The organism is Pseudomonas sp. NPDC089758 (genome assembly GCF_044748705.1).
Taxonomy (GTDB): Bacteria; Pseudomonadota; Gammaproteobacteria; order Pseudomonadales; family Pseudomonadaceae; genus Aquipseudomonas; species Aquipseudomonas putida_X.
Genome location: NZ_JBIVGN010000016.1, coordinates 95,505 through 108,869 on the forward strand (window position 1 = coordinate 95,505; position 13,365 = coordinate 108,869).

28 protein-coding genes are annotated in these 13,365 nt (G+C 60.7%); 8 read left to right on the top strand and 20 right to left on the bottom strand.

Annotation, left to right across the window (positions count from 1 at the left end; all coding sequences use genetic code 11):
* Positions 1–33: 33 nt before the first annotated feature.
* The 20 genes from ACIPZH_RS20335 to ACIPZH_RS20430 form a co-directional block, all read right to left on the bottom strand.
* Complete coding sequence (locus tag ACIPZH_RS20335) at positions 34–177, bottom strand: hypothetical protein (protein WP_210668946.1); 144 nt, start codon at positions 175–177, stop codon at positions 34–36.
* A gap of 1 nt (position 178) precedes the next feature.
* On the bottom strand, positions 179–568 hold the full coding sequence (locus ACIPZH_RS20340; protein ID WP_400637568.1) for a hypothetical protein: 390 nt from the start codon (positions 566–568) through the stop codon (positions 179–181).
* Positions 565–882 carry a phage holin, lambda family gene (locus tag ACIPZH_RS20345; RefSeq protein ID WP_024718232.1) on the bottom strand — a complete coding sequence of 106 codons (318 nt, stop codon included), beginning with the start codon at positions 880–882 and terminating at the stop codon, positions 565–567. Before ACIPZH_RS20345 ends, ACIPZH_RS20340 begins: the two co-directional genes overlap by 4 nt.
* A gap of 397 nt (positions 883–1,279) precedes the next feature.
* Entirely contained in the window at positions 1,280–1,870 is a 591-nt protein-coding gene (locus tag ACIPZH_RS20350; RefSeq protein ID WP_400637570.1) for a hypothetical protein, read from the bottom strand.
* The gene (locus ACIPZH_RS20355) at positions 1,861–1,992 is read right to left on the bottom strand and encodes a hypothetical protein (protein ID WP_400637571.1); all 132 of its coding nucleotides are present in this window, start codon (positions 1,990–1,992) and stop codon (positions 1,861–1,863) included. Before ACIPZH_RS20355 ends, ACIPZH_RS20350 begins: the two co-directional genes overlap by 10 nt.
* Positions 1,989–2,585 carry a recombination protein NinG gene (locus ACIPZH_RS20360; protein ID WP_400637572.1) on the bottom strand — a complete coding sequence of 199 codons (597 nt, stop codon included), beginning with the start codon at positions 2,583–2,585 and terminating at the stop codon, positions 1,989–1,991. Before ACIPZH_RS20360 ends, ACIPZH_RS20355 begins: the two co-directional genes overlap by 4 nt.
* A complete protein-coding gene (locus ACIPZH_RS20365; protein WP_400637574.1) occupies positions 2,576–2,899 on the bottom strand; it encodes a hypothetical protein in 324 nt (107 codons plus the stop codon). The genes ACIPZH_RS20360 and ACIPZH_RS20365 overlap by 10 nt, the downstream gene beginning before the upstream one ends.
* Positions 2,896–3,366: a hypothetical protein gene (locus tag ACIPZH_RS20370; protein WP_400637575.1), complete on the bottom strand. Its 471-nt coding sequence runs from the start codon at positions 3,364–3,366 to the stop codon at positions 2,896–2,898. The genes ACIPZH_RS20365 and ACIPZH_RS20370 overlap by 4 nt, the downstream gene beginning before the upstream one ends.
* A complete protein-coding gene (locus ACIPZH_RS20375; protein ID WP_400637576.1) occupies positions 3,359–3,613 on the bottom strand; it encodes a hypothetical protein in 255 nt (84 codons plus the stop codon). The genes ACIPZH_RS20370 and ACIPZH_RS20375 overlap by 8 nt, the downstream gene beginning before the upstream one ends.
* Positions 3,610–3,855, bottom strand: coding sequence for a hypothetical protein (locus tag ACIPZH_RS20380; protein ID WP_400637577.1), 246 nt, complete (start codon positions 3,853–3,855; stop codon positions 3,610–3,612). Before ACIPZH_RS20380 ends, ACIPZH_RS20375 begins: the two co-directional genes overlap by 4 nt.
* A complete protein-coding gene (locus ACIPZH_RS20385; protein ID WP_019471829.1) occupies positions 3,855–4,115 on the bottom strand; it encodes a hypothetical protein in 261 nt (86 codons plus the stop codon). Before ACIPZH_RS20385 ends, ACIPZH_RS20380 begins: the two co-directional genes overlap by 1 nt.
* On the bottom strand, positions 4,112–4,303 hold the full coding sequence (locus ACIPZH_RS20390; RefSeq protein WP_400637578.1) for a hypothetical protein: 192 nt from the start codon (positions 4,301–4,303) through the stop codon (positions 4,112–4,114). Before ACIPZH_RS20390 ends, ACIPZH_RS20385 begins: the two co-directional genes overlap by 4 nt.
* Positions 4,303–5,109, bottom strand: coding sequence for an ATP-binding protein (locus ACIPZH_RS20395; RefSeq protein WP_400637579.1), 807 nt, complete (start codon positions 5,107–5,109; stop codon positions 4,303–4,305). The genes ACIPZH_RS20390 and ACIPZH_RS20395 overlap by 1 nt, the downstream gene beginning before the upstream one ends.
* A complete protein-coding gene (locus ACIPZH_RS20400; protein WP_400637581.1) occupies positions 5,099–5,905 on the bottom strand; it encodes a hypothetical protein in 807 nt (268 codons plus the stop codon). The genes ACIPZH_RS20395 and ACIPZH_RS20400 overlap by 11 nt, the downstream gene beginning before the upstream one ends.
* Positions 5,905–6,174 carry a hypothetical protein gene (locus tag ACIPZH_RS20405; RefSeq protein WP_400637582.1) on the bottom strand — a complete coding sequence of 90 codons (270 nt, stop codon included), beginning with the start codon at positions 6,172–6,174 and terminating at the stop codon, positions 5,905–5,907. The genes ACIPZH_RS20400 and ACIPZH_RS20405 overlap by 1 nt, the downstream gene beginning before the upstream one ends.
* Complete coding sequence (locus ACIPZH_RS20410) at positions 6,171–6,554, bottom strand: hypothetical protein (protein ID WP_400637583.1); 384 nt, start codon at positions 6,552–6,554, stop codon at positions 6,171–6,173. The genes ACIPZH_RS20405 and ACIPZH_RS20410 overlap by 4 nt, the downstream gene beginning before the upstream one ends.
* Positions 6,551–6,823 (bottom strand): hypothetical protein, encoded by a 273-nt coding sequence (locus ACIPZH_RS20415; RefSeq protein WP_400637585.1) that lies wholly within the window; start codon positions 6,821–6,823, stop codon positions 6,551–6,553. Before ACIPZH_RS20415 ends, ACIPZH_RS20410 begins: the two co-directional genes overlap by 4 nt.
* Entirely contained in the window at positions 6,820–7,677 is an 858-nt protein-coding gene (locus tag ACIPZH_RS20420; RefSeq protein WP_400637587.1) for a Bro-N domain-containing protein, read from the bottom strand. Before ACIPZH_RS20420 ends, ACIPZH_RS20415 begins: the two co-directional genes overlap by 4 nt.
* Before the next feature lie 333 nt (positions 7,678–8,010).
* Complete coding sequence (locus ACIPZH_RS20425) at positions 8,011–8,217, bottom strand: hypothetical protein (RefSeq protein ID WP_019751332.1); 207 nt, start codon at positions 8,215–8,217, stop codon at positions 8,011–8,013.
* A 30-nt stretch (positions 8,218–8,247) separates the two neighbouring features.
* Positions 8,248–8,451 (bottom strand): Cro/CI family transcriptional regulator, encoded by a 204-nt coding sequence (locus ACIPZH_RS20430; protein ID WP_060476700.1) that lies wholly within the window; start codon positions 8,449–8,451, stop codon positions 8,248–8,250.
* 83 nt (positions 8,452–8,534) lie between these two features.
* On the opposite strand from ACIPZH_RS20430, the gene ACIPZH_RS20435 reads away from it, so the two are divergent.
* The 8 genes from ACIPZH_RS20435 (at position 8,535) to ACIPZH_RS20470 (ending at position 13,359) form a co-directional block, all read left to right on the top strand.
* On the top strand, positions 8,535–9,260 hold the full coding sequence (locus ACIPZH_RS20435) for a helix-turn-helix transcriptional regulator (protein ID WP_400637590.1): 726 nt from the start codon (positions 8,535–8,537) through the stop codon (positions 9,258–9,260).
* A gap of 366 nt (positions 9,261–9,626) precedes the next feature.
* Positions 9,627–10,103, top strand: coding sequence for an HNH endonuclease (locus tag ACIPZH_RS20440; protein ID WP_400637591.1), 477 nt, complete (start codon positions 9,627–9,629; stop codon positions 10,101–10,103).
* 587 nt (positions 10,104–10,690) lie between these two features.
* Entirely contained in the window at positions 10,691–10,930 is a 240-nt protein-coding gene (locus ACIPZH_RS20445) for a hypothetical protein (RefSeq protein ID WP_400637593.1), read from the top strand.
* Positions 10,927–11,169, top strand: a complete 243-nt coding sequence (locus ACIPZH_RS20450; RefSeq protein ID WP_400637595.1) for a hypothetical protein — start codon at positions 10,927–10,929, stop codon at positions 11,167–11,169. Before ACIPZH_RS20445 ends, ACIPZH_RS20450 begins: the two co-directional genes overlap by 4 nt.
* Complete coding sequence (locus ACIPZH_RS20455) at positions 11,166–11,402, top strand: hypothetical protein (RefSeq protein WP_400637596.1); 237 nt, start codon at positions 11,166–11,168, stop codon at positions 11,400–11,402. Before ACIPZH_RS20450 ends, ACIPZH_RS20455 begins: the two co-directional genes overlap by 4 nt.
* Positions 11,403–11,422: 20 nt before the next feature.
* Positions 11,423–11,677 carry a hypothetical protein gene (locus ACIPZH_RS20460; protein WP_400637598.1) on the top strand — a complete coding sequence of 85 codons (255 nt, stop codon included), beginning with the start codon at positions 11,423–11,425 and terminating at the stop codon, positions 11,675–11,677.
* Positions 11,674–11,904, top strand: coding sequence for a hypothetical protein (locus ACIPZH_RS20465; RefSeq protein ID WP_400637599.1), 231 nt, complete (start codon positions 11,674–11,676; stop codon positions 11,902–11,904). The genes ACIPZH_RS20460 and ACIPZH_RS20465 overlap by 4 nt, the downstream gene beginning before the upstream one ends.
* Positions 11,905–12,228: 324 nt before the next feature.
* Entirely contained in the window at positions 12,229–13,359 is a 1,131-nt protein-coding gene (locus ACIPZH_RS20470) for a hypothetical protein (RefSeq protein WP_400637600.1), read from the top strand.
* Positions 13,360–13,365: the final 6 nt, after the last annotated feature.

The following is a 13,365-nucleotide window of genomic DNA, read 5'->3' on the forward strand; positions in this document are numbered from 1 at the left end:
CACGAAATGGCACTTCATGATTTTGTGGCGCGCCTACTTGCTCTTGCTGCGCTGGATCTGCGCATCGACCTGGTCAGCGCAGGTGTCGAGCAGGTTGATGGCCCGATCCTTCAGCGCCCACAGGTCGCCGTTCAGGCGCAGGTCTTCGTCATCGTCTACCCGCTCGCACGGAACCATCTCAGGGGGTTCGAGCCGCACCGCTGTTGTCTTTAGCGCTACCGGCTGAGGCTTTGCCGCGCAGGCCGTCAGGAAGAGGCTGAGCAGCCCAGTCACGAACAGGCTTGCTGTTGAGTTTGAGGTCTTCAAAGTTCTTCTCCGCCTTCCGCGCTTTCGCCTTGCTGGCCTCCAGGCGCTTGTTCAGGTCCTTGAGGTAGTCGGCGTTGCGCTGGGCTTCGGCCCGCAGGGTGGTGATGGTGGCCTGGCTTTCTGCGTTGGCGTCGATGGCCTTTTTCTTCTCGCCGGCTTCGAATGCCACCTCACCGCGCAGGGCGACTACGCGGTATTGCTGGATACCTACGAGCAGGAGAGCGACCAGAGCGACGATCAGTGCGGCGGCGATGGCTTTCATGCGGCATCCACCTTGCGACCCAGGAAGCGGGTCACCAGCTCGCGGATGGCTGTCACACCGAGGAAGCCGATCGTGCCGCCTGCCGCTACCGACAGACTCGGCGGCCAGCTCATCCACTCGATCAGGCTGGACGCAACCAGGCTCAGCGACCCACAGATTAGCGACTCGAAGATGATCCGGCGCTTACTGGTTTCTTTGGCGTCGTAGAGGACGCGCAGTAGGGAGACTGTGACGGCCATTATTGCGCCCTGCCATAGCGGGTTCGAAAGGGCCAGCCAGATCTGCGCCCACGTGTCCGGGTTCTTGTCAGGCATGGGGATAATCCGGCTTTCGTCCCTTTCGGGGTTTGAACGAAGAAGGCACCGCTACTTGGCGAGGCCCTGAATAGGTACGCAGTCTTTCCCGCTGTCCGCCAAAGGCCTCACCGACGCCAACACCCTGCTGCATTGGTCTCGCCGATTCCGCCTCAAGCCACCCGCGAAGCATGTGAGGTGCGAGCGCTTGGGCTGCCGGTGTTTTCTGCATCACGGCACTACCGGCTTATCCGCGTCCAGGCATCCCTTGCGGGCCACCCTGGCAGTGGGTCCCAGCTCACCCGACGGGCAACAAAAAACCCGGCGCAATGGCCGGGTTCATGTGGGTGTTTGCCGAAGGCAAAATTATCAGGATGGCGAAATCATGCCACCAGCCGAGCGGGAACGCAATAGGGCCTCAAGCGGCCCTGCGCATTTCGTAAATTGCCGCCGCCACAGGACCCAATGCCTCCTTGTCCAAGTCCTCGCAGCACTCGAAGGCGAGACGCACGTATCCACCCCATTCACGCTCCCAGCGCACCGAATCAAGCTTTACCCCGTAGTGGGCATCCATCCATGCGCGGAATCCCTCAGGAGACGCCAGCGGGTCCTCGTTGGCCGATTGTCCGCCCTGGTGCATGTACCGGTACCGGGCCATGACCCCCTTTACCACGTACTCGAGCTTCTCGCGCTTGGCGGCGGTCATGCGCGGAGAGCGCTGCATCACCATGATGAAAACCGATTCCTCGGCCGTCTCCTTGGTGTCGACATCGAGCCGCGGTGAGTACATGAAGTTGCCGAAGGCCTTCACGTGCGCGGTTAGCTTGCCGATCGCCGACTGCACCTGGCCGGCGATGACCTGGTGTGCGGCATGGCCGGCGTGGCGCTGCCGTTCCGTGGTCTGGACCATGGCCCCCAGCAGGCCGAGTTGCTCGATGAACGACCCCTGGCTGTCCCAGGCGACGTGGTAGCAGTCGTGCCAGGCCTGACGCGCGCTGTTCAGTTGCATGGGCCACCCTCCTCCCGCTTGCGCCGCGCCTTGACCACCATGCCCCGCACGATGCAGTAGCCAGCGATGACGAAGATGCCCAGAGCCAGCAGCTGGGCGCTGTCGATTGGTGTCCAGTTCATGCTGCTGCCCTCCGTAGGTCTTTGAGTTTTTGCCTGTAAAGGGCCTTGATGGCCTGCAGGTCTTCGATGGTGTAGCGCCGGACTGATTGGTCCGTTTCCAGGGCCTCTACAGCTTCCAGGCCGATGCGCTTGATGAGGCCGATGCGGTAGTCCGCCACGTTGCCCGAGAGATAGCGGTTATCGTGCTTGGACTGGGCATGGCAGTTGCTCTCATCGAAGCGCAGGTGCGGGGCGGCGCCGGTGCTGCGGTAGTGCCCGGCATCTACGGCGTTGCCGTTCCAGTCCAGAGGGCGGCCGCTGGAGATGCACGCATACCCCGCCAAACGGTCCCGCTCGCGGATGTAGGCGTTAAACGCCTGCTGGGCCTCCCGTAGGCGCTCCCCCTTCGTCTTGAGCTTCTCCCGGCGCTCCTGCAGGTCCTGGCGCTTCTGCTTGGTGATGGCCTTGGCCGCGATCTTCTGCAGCTTTGGGTCCTTGGCTATGGCCTTGGCGCAGGCAACGCTGCACACTTTCTGCGTGGTCATTGCCGGCTTGAAGAGCTTTCCGCAACCTGGCGCCTTGCACTTCTTCGGCTTGATCTCGACTACGCGCATGGCTCGGCCTCCTTGGCTTTCTGCTGATCGGGTACGAAGTCGCCACGCAGGGGCATCAGGAAGCGCTCTTGGATCAGGAAAATCCCGCCAACATCTACTCGGCCTCCCTCTCCAACTGCCGTAGCTCCTTCTGCATGTACGGCCCACGCCTGGTATTCGCTTGCGTTTCGGGCTTCATGACCGCCTGGAGTCTCGAAGGATTGGCCAGGAATCAGCTTGGTAACTAGCTCGACGGCCCTGCCGATGTTCGGAGATACGCCGGTACGAGATCCGGCTATCAGCGCCAGGTCGCCCGGCTTGAATTGGTGGCTCATGCCGCTTCCTCCCCCAGCAGGTCAGCGAAATGCACGCCGCGCGCGGCAAACTCCTCGACGATCCGGTCGGTGTACTGGCAGCCCTGGGCGCGATTGAACAAGCGGGTCACCGGGAAGCCATCCGGCCCGAACATGGCGCACGGCCCCATAAGGCGCAGCTTCACGTCGTAATCCAGGCGGATGAACGACTCAGCCCAGCCGGTGCGGAACTCGGCGCAGCCCGCACGCATAATTGGCACGCCCAGATGCAGCTTGCAGTAACGACGCACGTCCTCGATGTCGCCCATCTCGGTGCTTTTGGAAATGCGCTCGTACATCGCGAACCACAATGCGTTTTGATCCAGGGTGCGGTCCTTGCCCGGGCGCATGCTGACCACGACGAACTTCTTGTCGCGGAACAGGCGGGTGAGCATGGTGATTGCCTCGGAGAGCTTGGCCTGGCTGTTGACGCTGATCTTCTCAGCCACGGTTCGCCTCCTTCACCCAGCGGCGCATCGAAAGGTCGCAGCCCATGGTCAAGCACACGCCATTGGCCATGCCGCGATAAGTGGCCCGCCGGCCGCAGCCACAACCGCACCGGCGGCGCGACTTCGAGTCGACTGGCTCGTGGTAGCAGATCTGCCCCGGCAGGCCGCCGACCTGGCCCCAGCCGTCCATGCCGCCTCGCATTGCTGCGGACCGCGCTGCAGGAGACATGCTGTTGAGGTTGGTCATGGCGCCACCTTCAGGCCGTGGGCCTCGATGGCGGCGATTACTTCATCGACATGAGCCCATTCCATATCACCAACGTCCACCACCACGGCCTCGCGACTGGCCTGCCAGAACACCCAGGCCTCACCCGTGGCACCCCAGTAGTAGGACTTGCCATCCGATGCCAGCCGAAACTCATCGTCTGACCAATCTAGGACCTCGCGTGCGAAGCTCTCGAACTGCTCGCGCATCTTGTTGGTGTCCATCAGTGCTTCTCCTCGGCCAGGTACTCGTGGCACAGCTTGCCGGTGGTCTTGTGCTCAAGATTCCCCTGGCGGTTGGTGAAGAACTCGCCCTTGGGCAGGTATTCACGCGTGAACACGCCATGCCACTTGCCGATGCTTGGGTCGCAGGCCGCGCACAGCTTGCGGCCTTGGCATGGGTTCCCCGCGTCATTGCGGAACCAGTAGCCACTGGTAGCGGTGTTGTCGCGGCAACCGCACTCTTCACACTGGAATAGGCTCACACCCCCTCCCCGGCCGGCTGCCCGGCGCGCTTGAACTCAACGTGATACCCGCGCTTCTGGGTGCCATCGGCCATCACGACGCGGCGGTCGGCGCCCTTGGTCATGCGGACGATTTCCAGGCCTTCCACGACCTGCTTGAAGCCCTGGCTCTTGAGCTGGGCGACTGTGATTTCTTGTGCAGGGGTCATCAGATGGCCTCCTTGCCGCGGTGCGATTCCCACTCGAACGGGACCACGATCATTCCGCCCTCGCGCAGGCGGTCGACGCAGCGCTCGCCCATGGCCACTGGCAACTGCTCTGGGCCCAGGTTGGAGATCACCACGGTTGGCTTCACCTGCTCGTAGCGGCCGTTGATGATCGCGAACAGGGTCGTCAGTTCGAAGTCGCTCGGCTGCTCCTTGCTCACGCCCACTTCGTCAAGCACCAGCAGCGACGGCTCGATCAGGCTGGTCAAGATGCTGGCCTCGGTCGCATCGCTGGAGCGGTCGTAGGTGGCGCGGATGGCCTGCAGGATCGAGCCGACAGTGCGGTACACCGCCGAGTGCGACGTGCTGCGCATCAGGTCGTTGGCCATGCCGGCGCCCAGGTGGGTCTTGCCGGTGCCTGGCTTGCCCAGCAACACCATGCAGCGCCCGTTCTCGGCGATCTGGTCGAAGGTCTTCACGTAGTGGCGGCAGAAGCGCAGTGCCTCGGCCTGCCCCTTGTGCTCGGCCTTGTAGTTCGCCAGCGAGCGATCAGCGAAGCGCTTCGGGATCAGCGAGTCGCCCAACTTGCGGGATATCGCCAAGCGCACGTTCAGGGCCTGCTCAGCCTCGGCGCGGGCCTCGCGCTCCTCCTTTGCGATTCGGGAGCACTCCGGGCACTGGCTGCGCAGCGCTTTGCCCATCAGCATGGTGACCTTCTGCTCGAAGGCGCCGTGTTTCTCACACTCGGCAGGCTGGGTACGGTCGCAGAGGGATGCCTGGTTGATCGGGGTGACTTTTTCAGAGCGCATAGCTGCCGTCCTCCCGTTTCTTCAGGCCGGTGGTGTAATCGCGATCAGCGAAGCCGTGGTGGCGACTAGTCGGCAGGTGGTGGACGTTGTCAGCAGGGATCTCGACCTCGTCCTCCCAGCGCTTGCCGTTCAGCCAGGTCGAGGCGTGCGGGATGAACTGGCCGTTGTCCTTGGTCCAGCTGGGCAGTAAGCGATGCTTGGCCAGGGCCGAGACGATCGTGTCGAACAGGTCCTGAGTCAGCTTGAGCTTCGCCCAGGCCTTCTCGGCTTTGTCCTTCCCGACCTTGCGCGGGTACAGCTTCCAGAACCGCGAAAACAGCTCGGCCGAATCAACCGGCGCGGGCGACGGAGTGAGGGAATCAGGAATCAGGAATCCGGAATCAAGAGAGAGGGAATCAGCAGGGAAAGAACTGTGCGAGTCTGGTGCTTGCACGGTGCTTTCCTCATGCTTTCCCTGGCATGCGTCTATGACGGGCATTTCAGGGATGGTGCTCTTGGCTTCCTTGACGTGTGGGTTCTGGTGCTTCGACCAGTTGATGACCTGGATGGCCTTGAGGTCGCCCACGGTGTAACGCTTGATGAACCCCAAATGGTCCAGGTCATCGAGCATGCGGTCGATGTCCACATTGTCAGCCGGGAACAGGGCCATTTTCAGACGGCGCGGACGATCCTCAAGGCGCCCTTCACGGTCTGCCTCAGTCCACAAGCCGATGAACAGGAGGCGCGTGGCAAAGTCCAGCTCTGCCAGGTGTTCGTTCGAGAAGAACCCTGGCTTGATGTTTCGGGATCTGGCCATCATTGGGCCTCCTGGGTGTTCTGGGCGGCGCGTTTGAGCGCAGCGGTAAGCAGTCGGTAGTAGCGCTTGAAGCGCTCGGGCTGGTCGACCTCAAGGCTCCAGCCAGGCGAGTGGCAGCCGCACTCATCGTCGTTGCACGAGAGCTCATCCGGAAAGTGCTTCTTGATGATCGCGCGGGCTTCCTTGTTGATCGCCGCAGCCTTGGTCAGGAAGCGGCGGCCAGCAGTCGGGGCCAGGTAGACGGTGGTTTGTTGGGCGACGATGCTCATGGCTCCTCCTGCTCGATCATGGTCCGCAGATCACGGTCTAGATCAGTGACCTTGGCCCAGTCGTGGCCGATGTTCATGTACACGGCAACGACGTCATTACTGGGCTCATCGCATTTCTTGCGCAGCCAGGTGTACAGGACATGGGTCTTGGCCAAGGCCTCGATCTTCTCGGCTTGATTGCCCGAGTAGGCTTTCCAGTTGTCACGCTCACGCTCCATGGCGAGGAACTTGAACCACAGGGCCGAGTGATCGGTCTTGGTCTGGCTTATCGCAGCCAACAAGGCTTGAGCCGATGCGTAGAACTCGCGGCGAGACGCCTCGTCGGCCATGACCAGCTCATACGGCAGGCTGATATTCACCTCGTCCATATCGCTCATCATGGCGCCACCTTCAGCCCTTTGGCCTCGATCGCCTCTCGGCACGCCTCTTTCCCTGCATCGAAAAGCCCATAACCGATACCTCGGTTTGGTGTCTCGGGCAGGCCGACCACCACGGCATCACGGGATGCCTGCCAAGCCCATGCAGCGGACTTAAGCATCGCAGCTGCATCATCGTTGGCCGTGGCCGTCATCTCGCCGAAGCCGAATTCTGCGCGGAACGCGGCTAGGAACTCGGATTTCATGCCATCAGGCATGTCGTGAATGCTCATGCTGCACCCCGCACGGCCTTGTCGTGGGTATGCAGGCCATCCCAGTTCTTCTTCATGGGCAGCTCGCCGGCCAGGTAGAGCTCGTACAGGCGCGCGGCGCCCTTGCGCAGCAGGATCGGCGTATAGCTGATGAAGGACTCCCGTCCGTGCGGGGCGATCTCCTGCTGATGCTCGGTCATGTACTTGTCGCGGGCGTAGGCGGCGACGCGGTAGCGGGTACCTGATTTGCTCTCGTTGTAGAGCCAGTTGCGGCCTTCAAGGAAGTGGCCCACCTGCATCACATTGACCCCATTCAGGCCCTTGCAGAACTGGACGTGGCTCATGCCTTCCTTGAAAAGGTTCTCCAGGTGGTCGATCTTCTTGGCCTGGGCCTCGACTTGGACTGTGAGCAGCACGCGGGCCTTCTCCGACTCCAGGGCCATCTGGAGGATTTCCAGCTTGCTGAGATCGGCAGGCTGGGCTGGTGCGCTATATCCACCGGTTTTGCGAATGCTGGGCAGAACCTCGCCCACCACCCATTCCTCGAAGCGTTCGGCTTGAGGCATCTTGGAGCGCATGACCAGCCTGTAGACGTCACGCTCAGGGATGATGTTTGCCGATGGTCCAAGGGTGAACGAATCGTTCACCCCTACTGGACGAGGGCTTTTGCAGTGGTCGCGCACTGCTTTCTGAGGGTTGGTGTAACCAAGGCGCGCAGCAACGTCGCTGGCGGAGAACCAAGGTTCACCATCAACGAGCACGATGCGCACGTCGAACCCCTCGAAATTGAAAAGATTTACTGTCCGCGCCACGAAATCGTGGTTCGCATTTTGTGGCGCGATAGCCACGGTATTGCTTTGGATGGTCTGGTGCATATATGATGACCTCACACAAGCGTTACGAATGCAGTACAAGAAGCCACCCTGCCCGGTGGTTTTTTTGTGCCTGCCATTTGAGGGTCTCTTCAGTCCCTATGTGAGGGCCTCACCTAACCGGTAGAGGGCCTCTTCAGTCCCACCAGCTCCAGAACCGGTGCCTTGCGCCTTCCTACGAATACCGTTGCGCCGGACGTAATTGCTTCGAGCAAGACCTCGTTAACGGCCTCCTCAAACGTCCAACCCCTGGCTTCCATAAGGCGATGAATCTTGGCTCTGGTTTCTGGCGGCACGTTCTCTTCACAAAATTCCATCGTGCCCTCCTGAGGGTCTCTAGCCCGCGATATCCTTCAGATCGTCGGGCATGAGGGCTTCGATGCCGCCGTTCACAGCGGCCCACTCGAGCATCTCGAACAGGTAGGTCGCGTACTCGCGCCGGGCCTTGTGAGCAGCACGCTGCAGTTGCCGATCAAGCAGTGGATAAAGTCGGACCTTCCTCGCCAGATCTCGACGCTGTGTCAGGGGGTCTTTGAATCCCATAGGGGTAATGCTCCTTGCGGTTGAAATTGATTAAGCGGCTTCAGAGGGGTACAGGTCCGGGCGCAGCTCATGCCGAGAAACGCCGGTGACCTTCTCGATAGGGAGTGCTTGGCGGGCTGGCACGCCTCTGGTTTTCCAATAGGAAACAGCCATTGGCGTAACGCCCAGAAGCTCAGCCAGGGCCTTACCCGAGCCGGCGGCGTGAATTGCACGCTCCAGAGGTGTGATTTCCATAAACAGTCCGCCCTAGGCGAATAAACATATCTCAACAATACGTTTATTTAATAAACAACGCAAGCCCGGTAAACTTTGTGTTTATGAATACCGAGACTTCAGGCGATCGCCTGCGACAACTGATGAATCAGCGGGGCTTGACCCCGAAGATGCTGGCTGACCAGCTGAATGTGACCCCCCAGGTCTTGAACAACTGGTTCAAGCGAGGCTTGCCAACGCGCGCGGCCTTCTTGGCGGCTAGAGAGTTGCAGGTTTCGGTGGAGTGGCTAGAAGATGGCACCGTGCCAATCAGTGGAGGTCCGCCAGACCCATATGTGCCTGCCTCAAATGCAAGGCTTATAGGCCCAATAGATGTATGGGACGACGACACGCCACTGGATGATGACGAGGTTGAGGTGCCGTTTCTCAAGGAAGTAGAGCTATCTGCCGGAAGCGGCCGCACTGTAGTAGAGCAGTCTCATAAGCAGAGGCTGCGCTTTGGAAAGCTGACCTTGCGCCGCCAGGGCGTTCAGCCTGGGGATGCGGTTTGCGTGACGGTCAGCGGAAACAGTATGGAGCCTGTCCTTCCAGACAAGAGCACCGTTGGCGTTGATCAGGGAAGCACGGCAGTGGTGGATGGCAAGATGTACGCGATCGACCACGACGGGCAGCTGCGGGTGAAGACCCTCTACCGCCTTCCAGGCGGCGGCATACGCATGCGCAGCTTCAACCGTGACGAGCACCCAGACGAGGAATACACCGCACAGGAGATGATCGACCAGAACATCCACATCAAGGGGAAAGTCTTCTGGTCGTCAGTCCTCTGGTAGATCCTCCAATCGCCACAGAGCCCGCCTAGCGCGGGCTTTTTTGTGCCTGAGATTTGGCCGCCCCAACCATTCGATAAACAAAAATAAACAAAAGGTGTTGACGTGTTTATAAACATCGCGTTTACTTGGCTCAACACCGAGGCGCTACACAGCCCCTCGGGAGGCCCTCAAGCCTCACACCATCTGGACGCGCCAGATAGCAGACGACAGCGAAGTGTCGATCCAGGCCCCGCAAGGCGAAAGCATCAAGCGGACCCGACCTGAACAAGCTCTTTAGGAAACGAGATTTCCGGCCCTTTCGACTGGGCCGGATGCTCTCCAGGCGACCTTGGCGACAGGGTCTCGTGGAAAGCATCGGGAGGACATATGAGCAGAATCGCTCACGATGAGCTTCTTCGACTTGCGCATTACAACCCAGAAACCGGGGTCTGCACTCGGATAGAAGACGGGTATGTGCTGGGCAAGCCGGACCAGAAAGGCTACCTACTTGCCTGGATTGGCAGCCGAAACTACAGGCTCCACAGGCTCGCCTGGTTTTACATAACAGGCGAATGGCCGGCAGATGAGATTGACCACATCAACGGAAAAACCGATGACAACCGGTGGGCCAATCTTCGCCAGTGCACTCATCAGCAGAACAACCACAACCAGGGCAAGCGCGTACACAACACGTCTGGCTTCAAGAACGTCAGCTGGAACAAGCGCCAGGGCAAGTGGCACGTTCAGGTATGCCTGAACTACCGCGTCCACCACGGCGGGTTCTACGTGGATGTGCATGAAGCCGACCTTGCCGCTCGAGAGCTTCGCCAAAAACTTCACGGCGAATTCGCCAACCACGGATAAATCAACCGCCCTGGAGGGCAAATAGATGATCTGTCGAATCAAGGCATTTCTGCTTGGCGTCACGGAATTTCGCCTCACCGTAACTACCTCGTTTTCAGACCTTGCCCACCAAGACGCATATGACTGGGGTCGTGAAATAGCTCACCTCTGCACGCTTCGTAGGCTTGAGCCGCACTGAACAACCAGCGCCACTTCAGCCTGACGTTAACTGCCCGATGCCCTGCTCCCCATCGCAGGCTGCATCGGAGTGTGATCTGTGAGACGTGGCCGCTGAAACCCAAGCGCCTAGATGGATGCGCCGAAACGCGGAAACGGGGCGCTCAATACCAGATCACACCCCGATGCAGAGAAGCGCCCAGCTCAGGGCGCGGTTACCGAAGCACCTGTGGACGTCCCTCCCTCGCACTGAGGGTAAACGAATTGCGCCGCTGGATGGGTCCACGCCAAGCCAGCTGCCGGGGTAGCGCCCGGCCTCTGCATCCCTTCCCTTCACATACGACCGCATTGGCGGGTACCAGGCTGGCTTTTCACGCCCAGTTTGGTCACTGCGCCTGGTGCCCGACCAATGCGGTCATGAGGACATACCCATGTGCGATTGCAGACAGAAATTCGAAAAGGCTGCAGCAGATCGGCACCCGGAAATCATCGGCGCCAAGGCGACCTTGCAGGGCTACATGCTCATTCCTGCCGGCCGCCAGTACGCGGAATGCGAAATCGTTGGAACCCGCACCACCGCCAAAGGCAAGGAAGTGAAAGCCAAGGCAACTATCAACGTGCTTGGCAACTACTGCATGTTCTGCGGCGAGAAACACCCGGAGGCTGCATGAGCAAAGACACAGGCGGCCCGGCTTTCCCGGTCTCATACGACCACGACACATTCCAGCCATCTCATGTCGACGAGGCCAAGCAGCTCATGTCAGGCATGACCCTGCGCGACTACTTCGCGGCTAAGGCGCTGCAGGGACTGTGCGCAGACCCCAATACCGCTGATGCAAAACGCGCAGATCTAGTAGCCGAGTGCTACGAACTGGCCGACGCCATGCTCGCCGCCCGGGTGAAGCCATGAACGGCTGGATCAGAACTGAGCATCAGCTTCCAAAGAATGGTGATCACGGTCTTTGCTGCGTGCATTTCCGAGACGACAAGACAGCCGCTCTTATCGTTGTTCCTTTCAGCTTCATGAACGGCGATTTCCACCCATTCGCTGACGACGACAACCTCGATAACGATGACTACTGGGTTGACCCGTTGTACTGGCCTGTCTACTGGCGGCCATTCCCTTCACCACCCACCGAGTAACCCACCACCTGGAGGCGATCATGGCCACCCAGCACGACCTCTATGCCGACAGCGCCCAGGCCCGGGCCTTGGATCATCGCCTCTCTGGTGAGCAGGAAGTTCACTGGGCGGAAGGCGTTACGCCACAGCAGGCTGCGGCAAATAACCGGGCTTGGCTCGCCATGATCCGCAAACAAGACGAGCACCAGAAGGCAAGCAGCCGGAAAGCGATCGCGTCAGCACTCGAAAAAATGGAAGCCATGTGCGGCTCAGGTGCCGCCCGGAGGACAGCATGAAAAAAGGCACACGGCAAGAGGTTGTGGCCATCATCGACTCTCGCTTCGAGGCGATTAACGCCTCATTCAGTGAGGGCTTGCGCGGTGAGCTGATGATGGCGATCGACCTGGCCGGGCTAACCGGCGCAATCGATCTTCTCAAGCAGCGCAGCTACACGGAGCGCTTGAACCGCATCATTGCCCGCGACCACGAACAGTGGATGGAGATGCACGGGAGGGTGGCATGAGCACGGCGCCTGTGAAATCCCTAATCGACGAGCAGCTTGAGCAGATCGAGCGCAGCCTGGCCATCATTGGCGCCGGACTGCCCCGCGAGCTAGCTGTGGCTAACCTGCCGCCAAAGCTAGTAGCGGCCATCAAGTCTGGGCGCATCGCCGTGAGTCCACGGCCATGACCAGCTACCAGCGCGCCAGGCGCTTCGCCATGTGGCGTGGCTCCTTCCTTGCCCTCTCCTTCTGCACCGGCTGGCTTCTCCTGAGCACCTGGGCCGGCTGCATCACCCAGTAACCACCAATTCAGCGCCCACCGCATGGATGGCGCGGGAGAATCGCATGTCCGCAGAAAAAGAACTGATCGTTGCTCCGCCTCAGGAAACAGCTCTGGCGGTGTACAGCGCTGAAAAGGGCCTTGAGCCTTGGCTGCAGCAGATCCGCGTGAAGATCGACGAGTTCCTGGCTGTGGTGCCTGATCTGAAAACGGTCAAAGGACGCAAGGAAATCGCCTCCATGGCATACGAGGTTGCGCGCACCAAGACAGCAATCGAAAACAAGGGCAAGGAGCTGTCTGCGGAACAGAAGAAGGTTCCGGCGCGCATCGACGCCGAGCGCAAGCGGGTTTGGGACATCCTTGAATCCTGGCAAAAGGAAGTGCGCAAGCCCTTGGATGACTGGCAGGCAGCAGAGGATGCCCGGATCGACCGTCACAACGACCGCCTTAACTGGTTGAAAACGCTGGCAGATGATCTGGGCGAACTGACCTCGCTGCACATCAAGGGCCTGATCGCCGAAGCTGAAGGTATGGAGCTCGGCTCTCACTGGGAGGAATTCGAGGCGGAAGCGGCAAATGCCAAGGACAAGGTGCTTTCCACCCTGCGCGCAGCGCTACACAAGCGCGAGCAGTTCGAGGCCGGGCAAGCCGAACTGGCTCGCCTGCGCCGCGAAGCAGAAGAGCGCGCCGAGCAAGACCGCATCCGCCTGGCGCAAGAACAGGCCGTGGAGGCCGAGCGTCAGCGTGTGGCCCAAGAGCAGCAGGCAGCGCGTGAAGCCGCAGCCCGCCGCGAGCAGGAACTGCTTGACCAGGCTGCCGCACAAGAGCGCGAAGCCGAGAACCAGCGCCTGCAACTCAAGCTGCAGGCCGAGCAAGCCGAGCGCGCTCGCATTCAGGCCGAAGCCGACCGCGTTGCCGCCGAGCAGCGGATGGAGCAGGAGCGCCAGGACGCCGCTCGACGGCAAGAAGAGGCAGCCGAGCAGGCGCGCCAAGAAGAACGTCGCCGCGCCGATGCAGCAGCAGCCGAAATCCTCCGGCAGCAAGAGGCCCGCGAGCGCGACAAGGCGCACCGGGCCAGCATCAACCGCGCCGCCCTGGAGGCCTTCGTCGCCGGCGGCATGACCGAGGAATGCGCCAAGCAGGCAATCACTCTGATTGCCCAGCGCAAGATTCCGAACATCGCCATTTCCTACTGAGGTCGC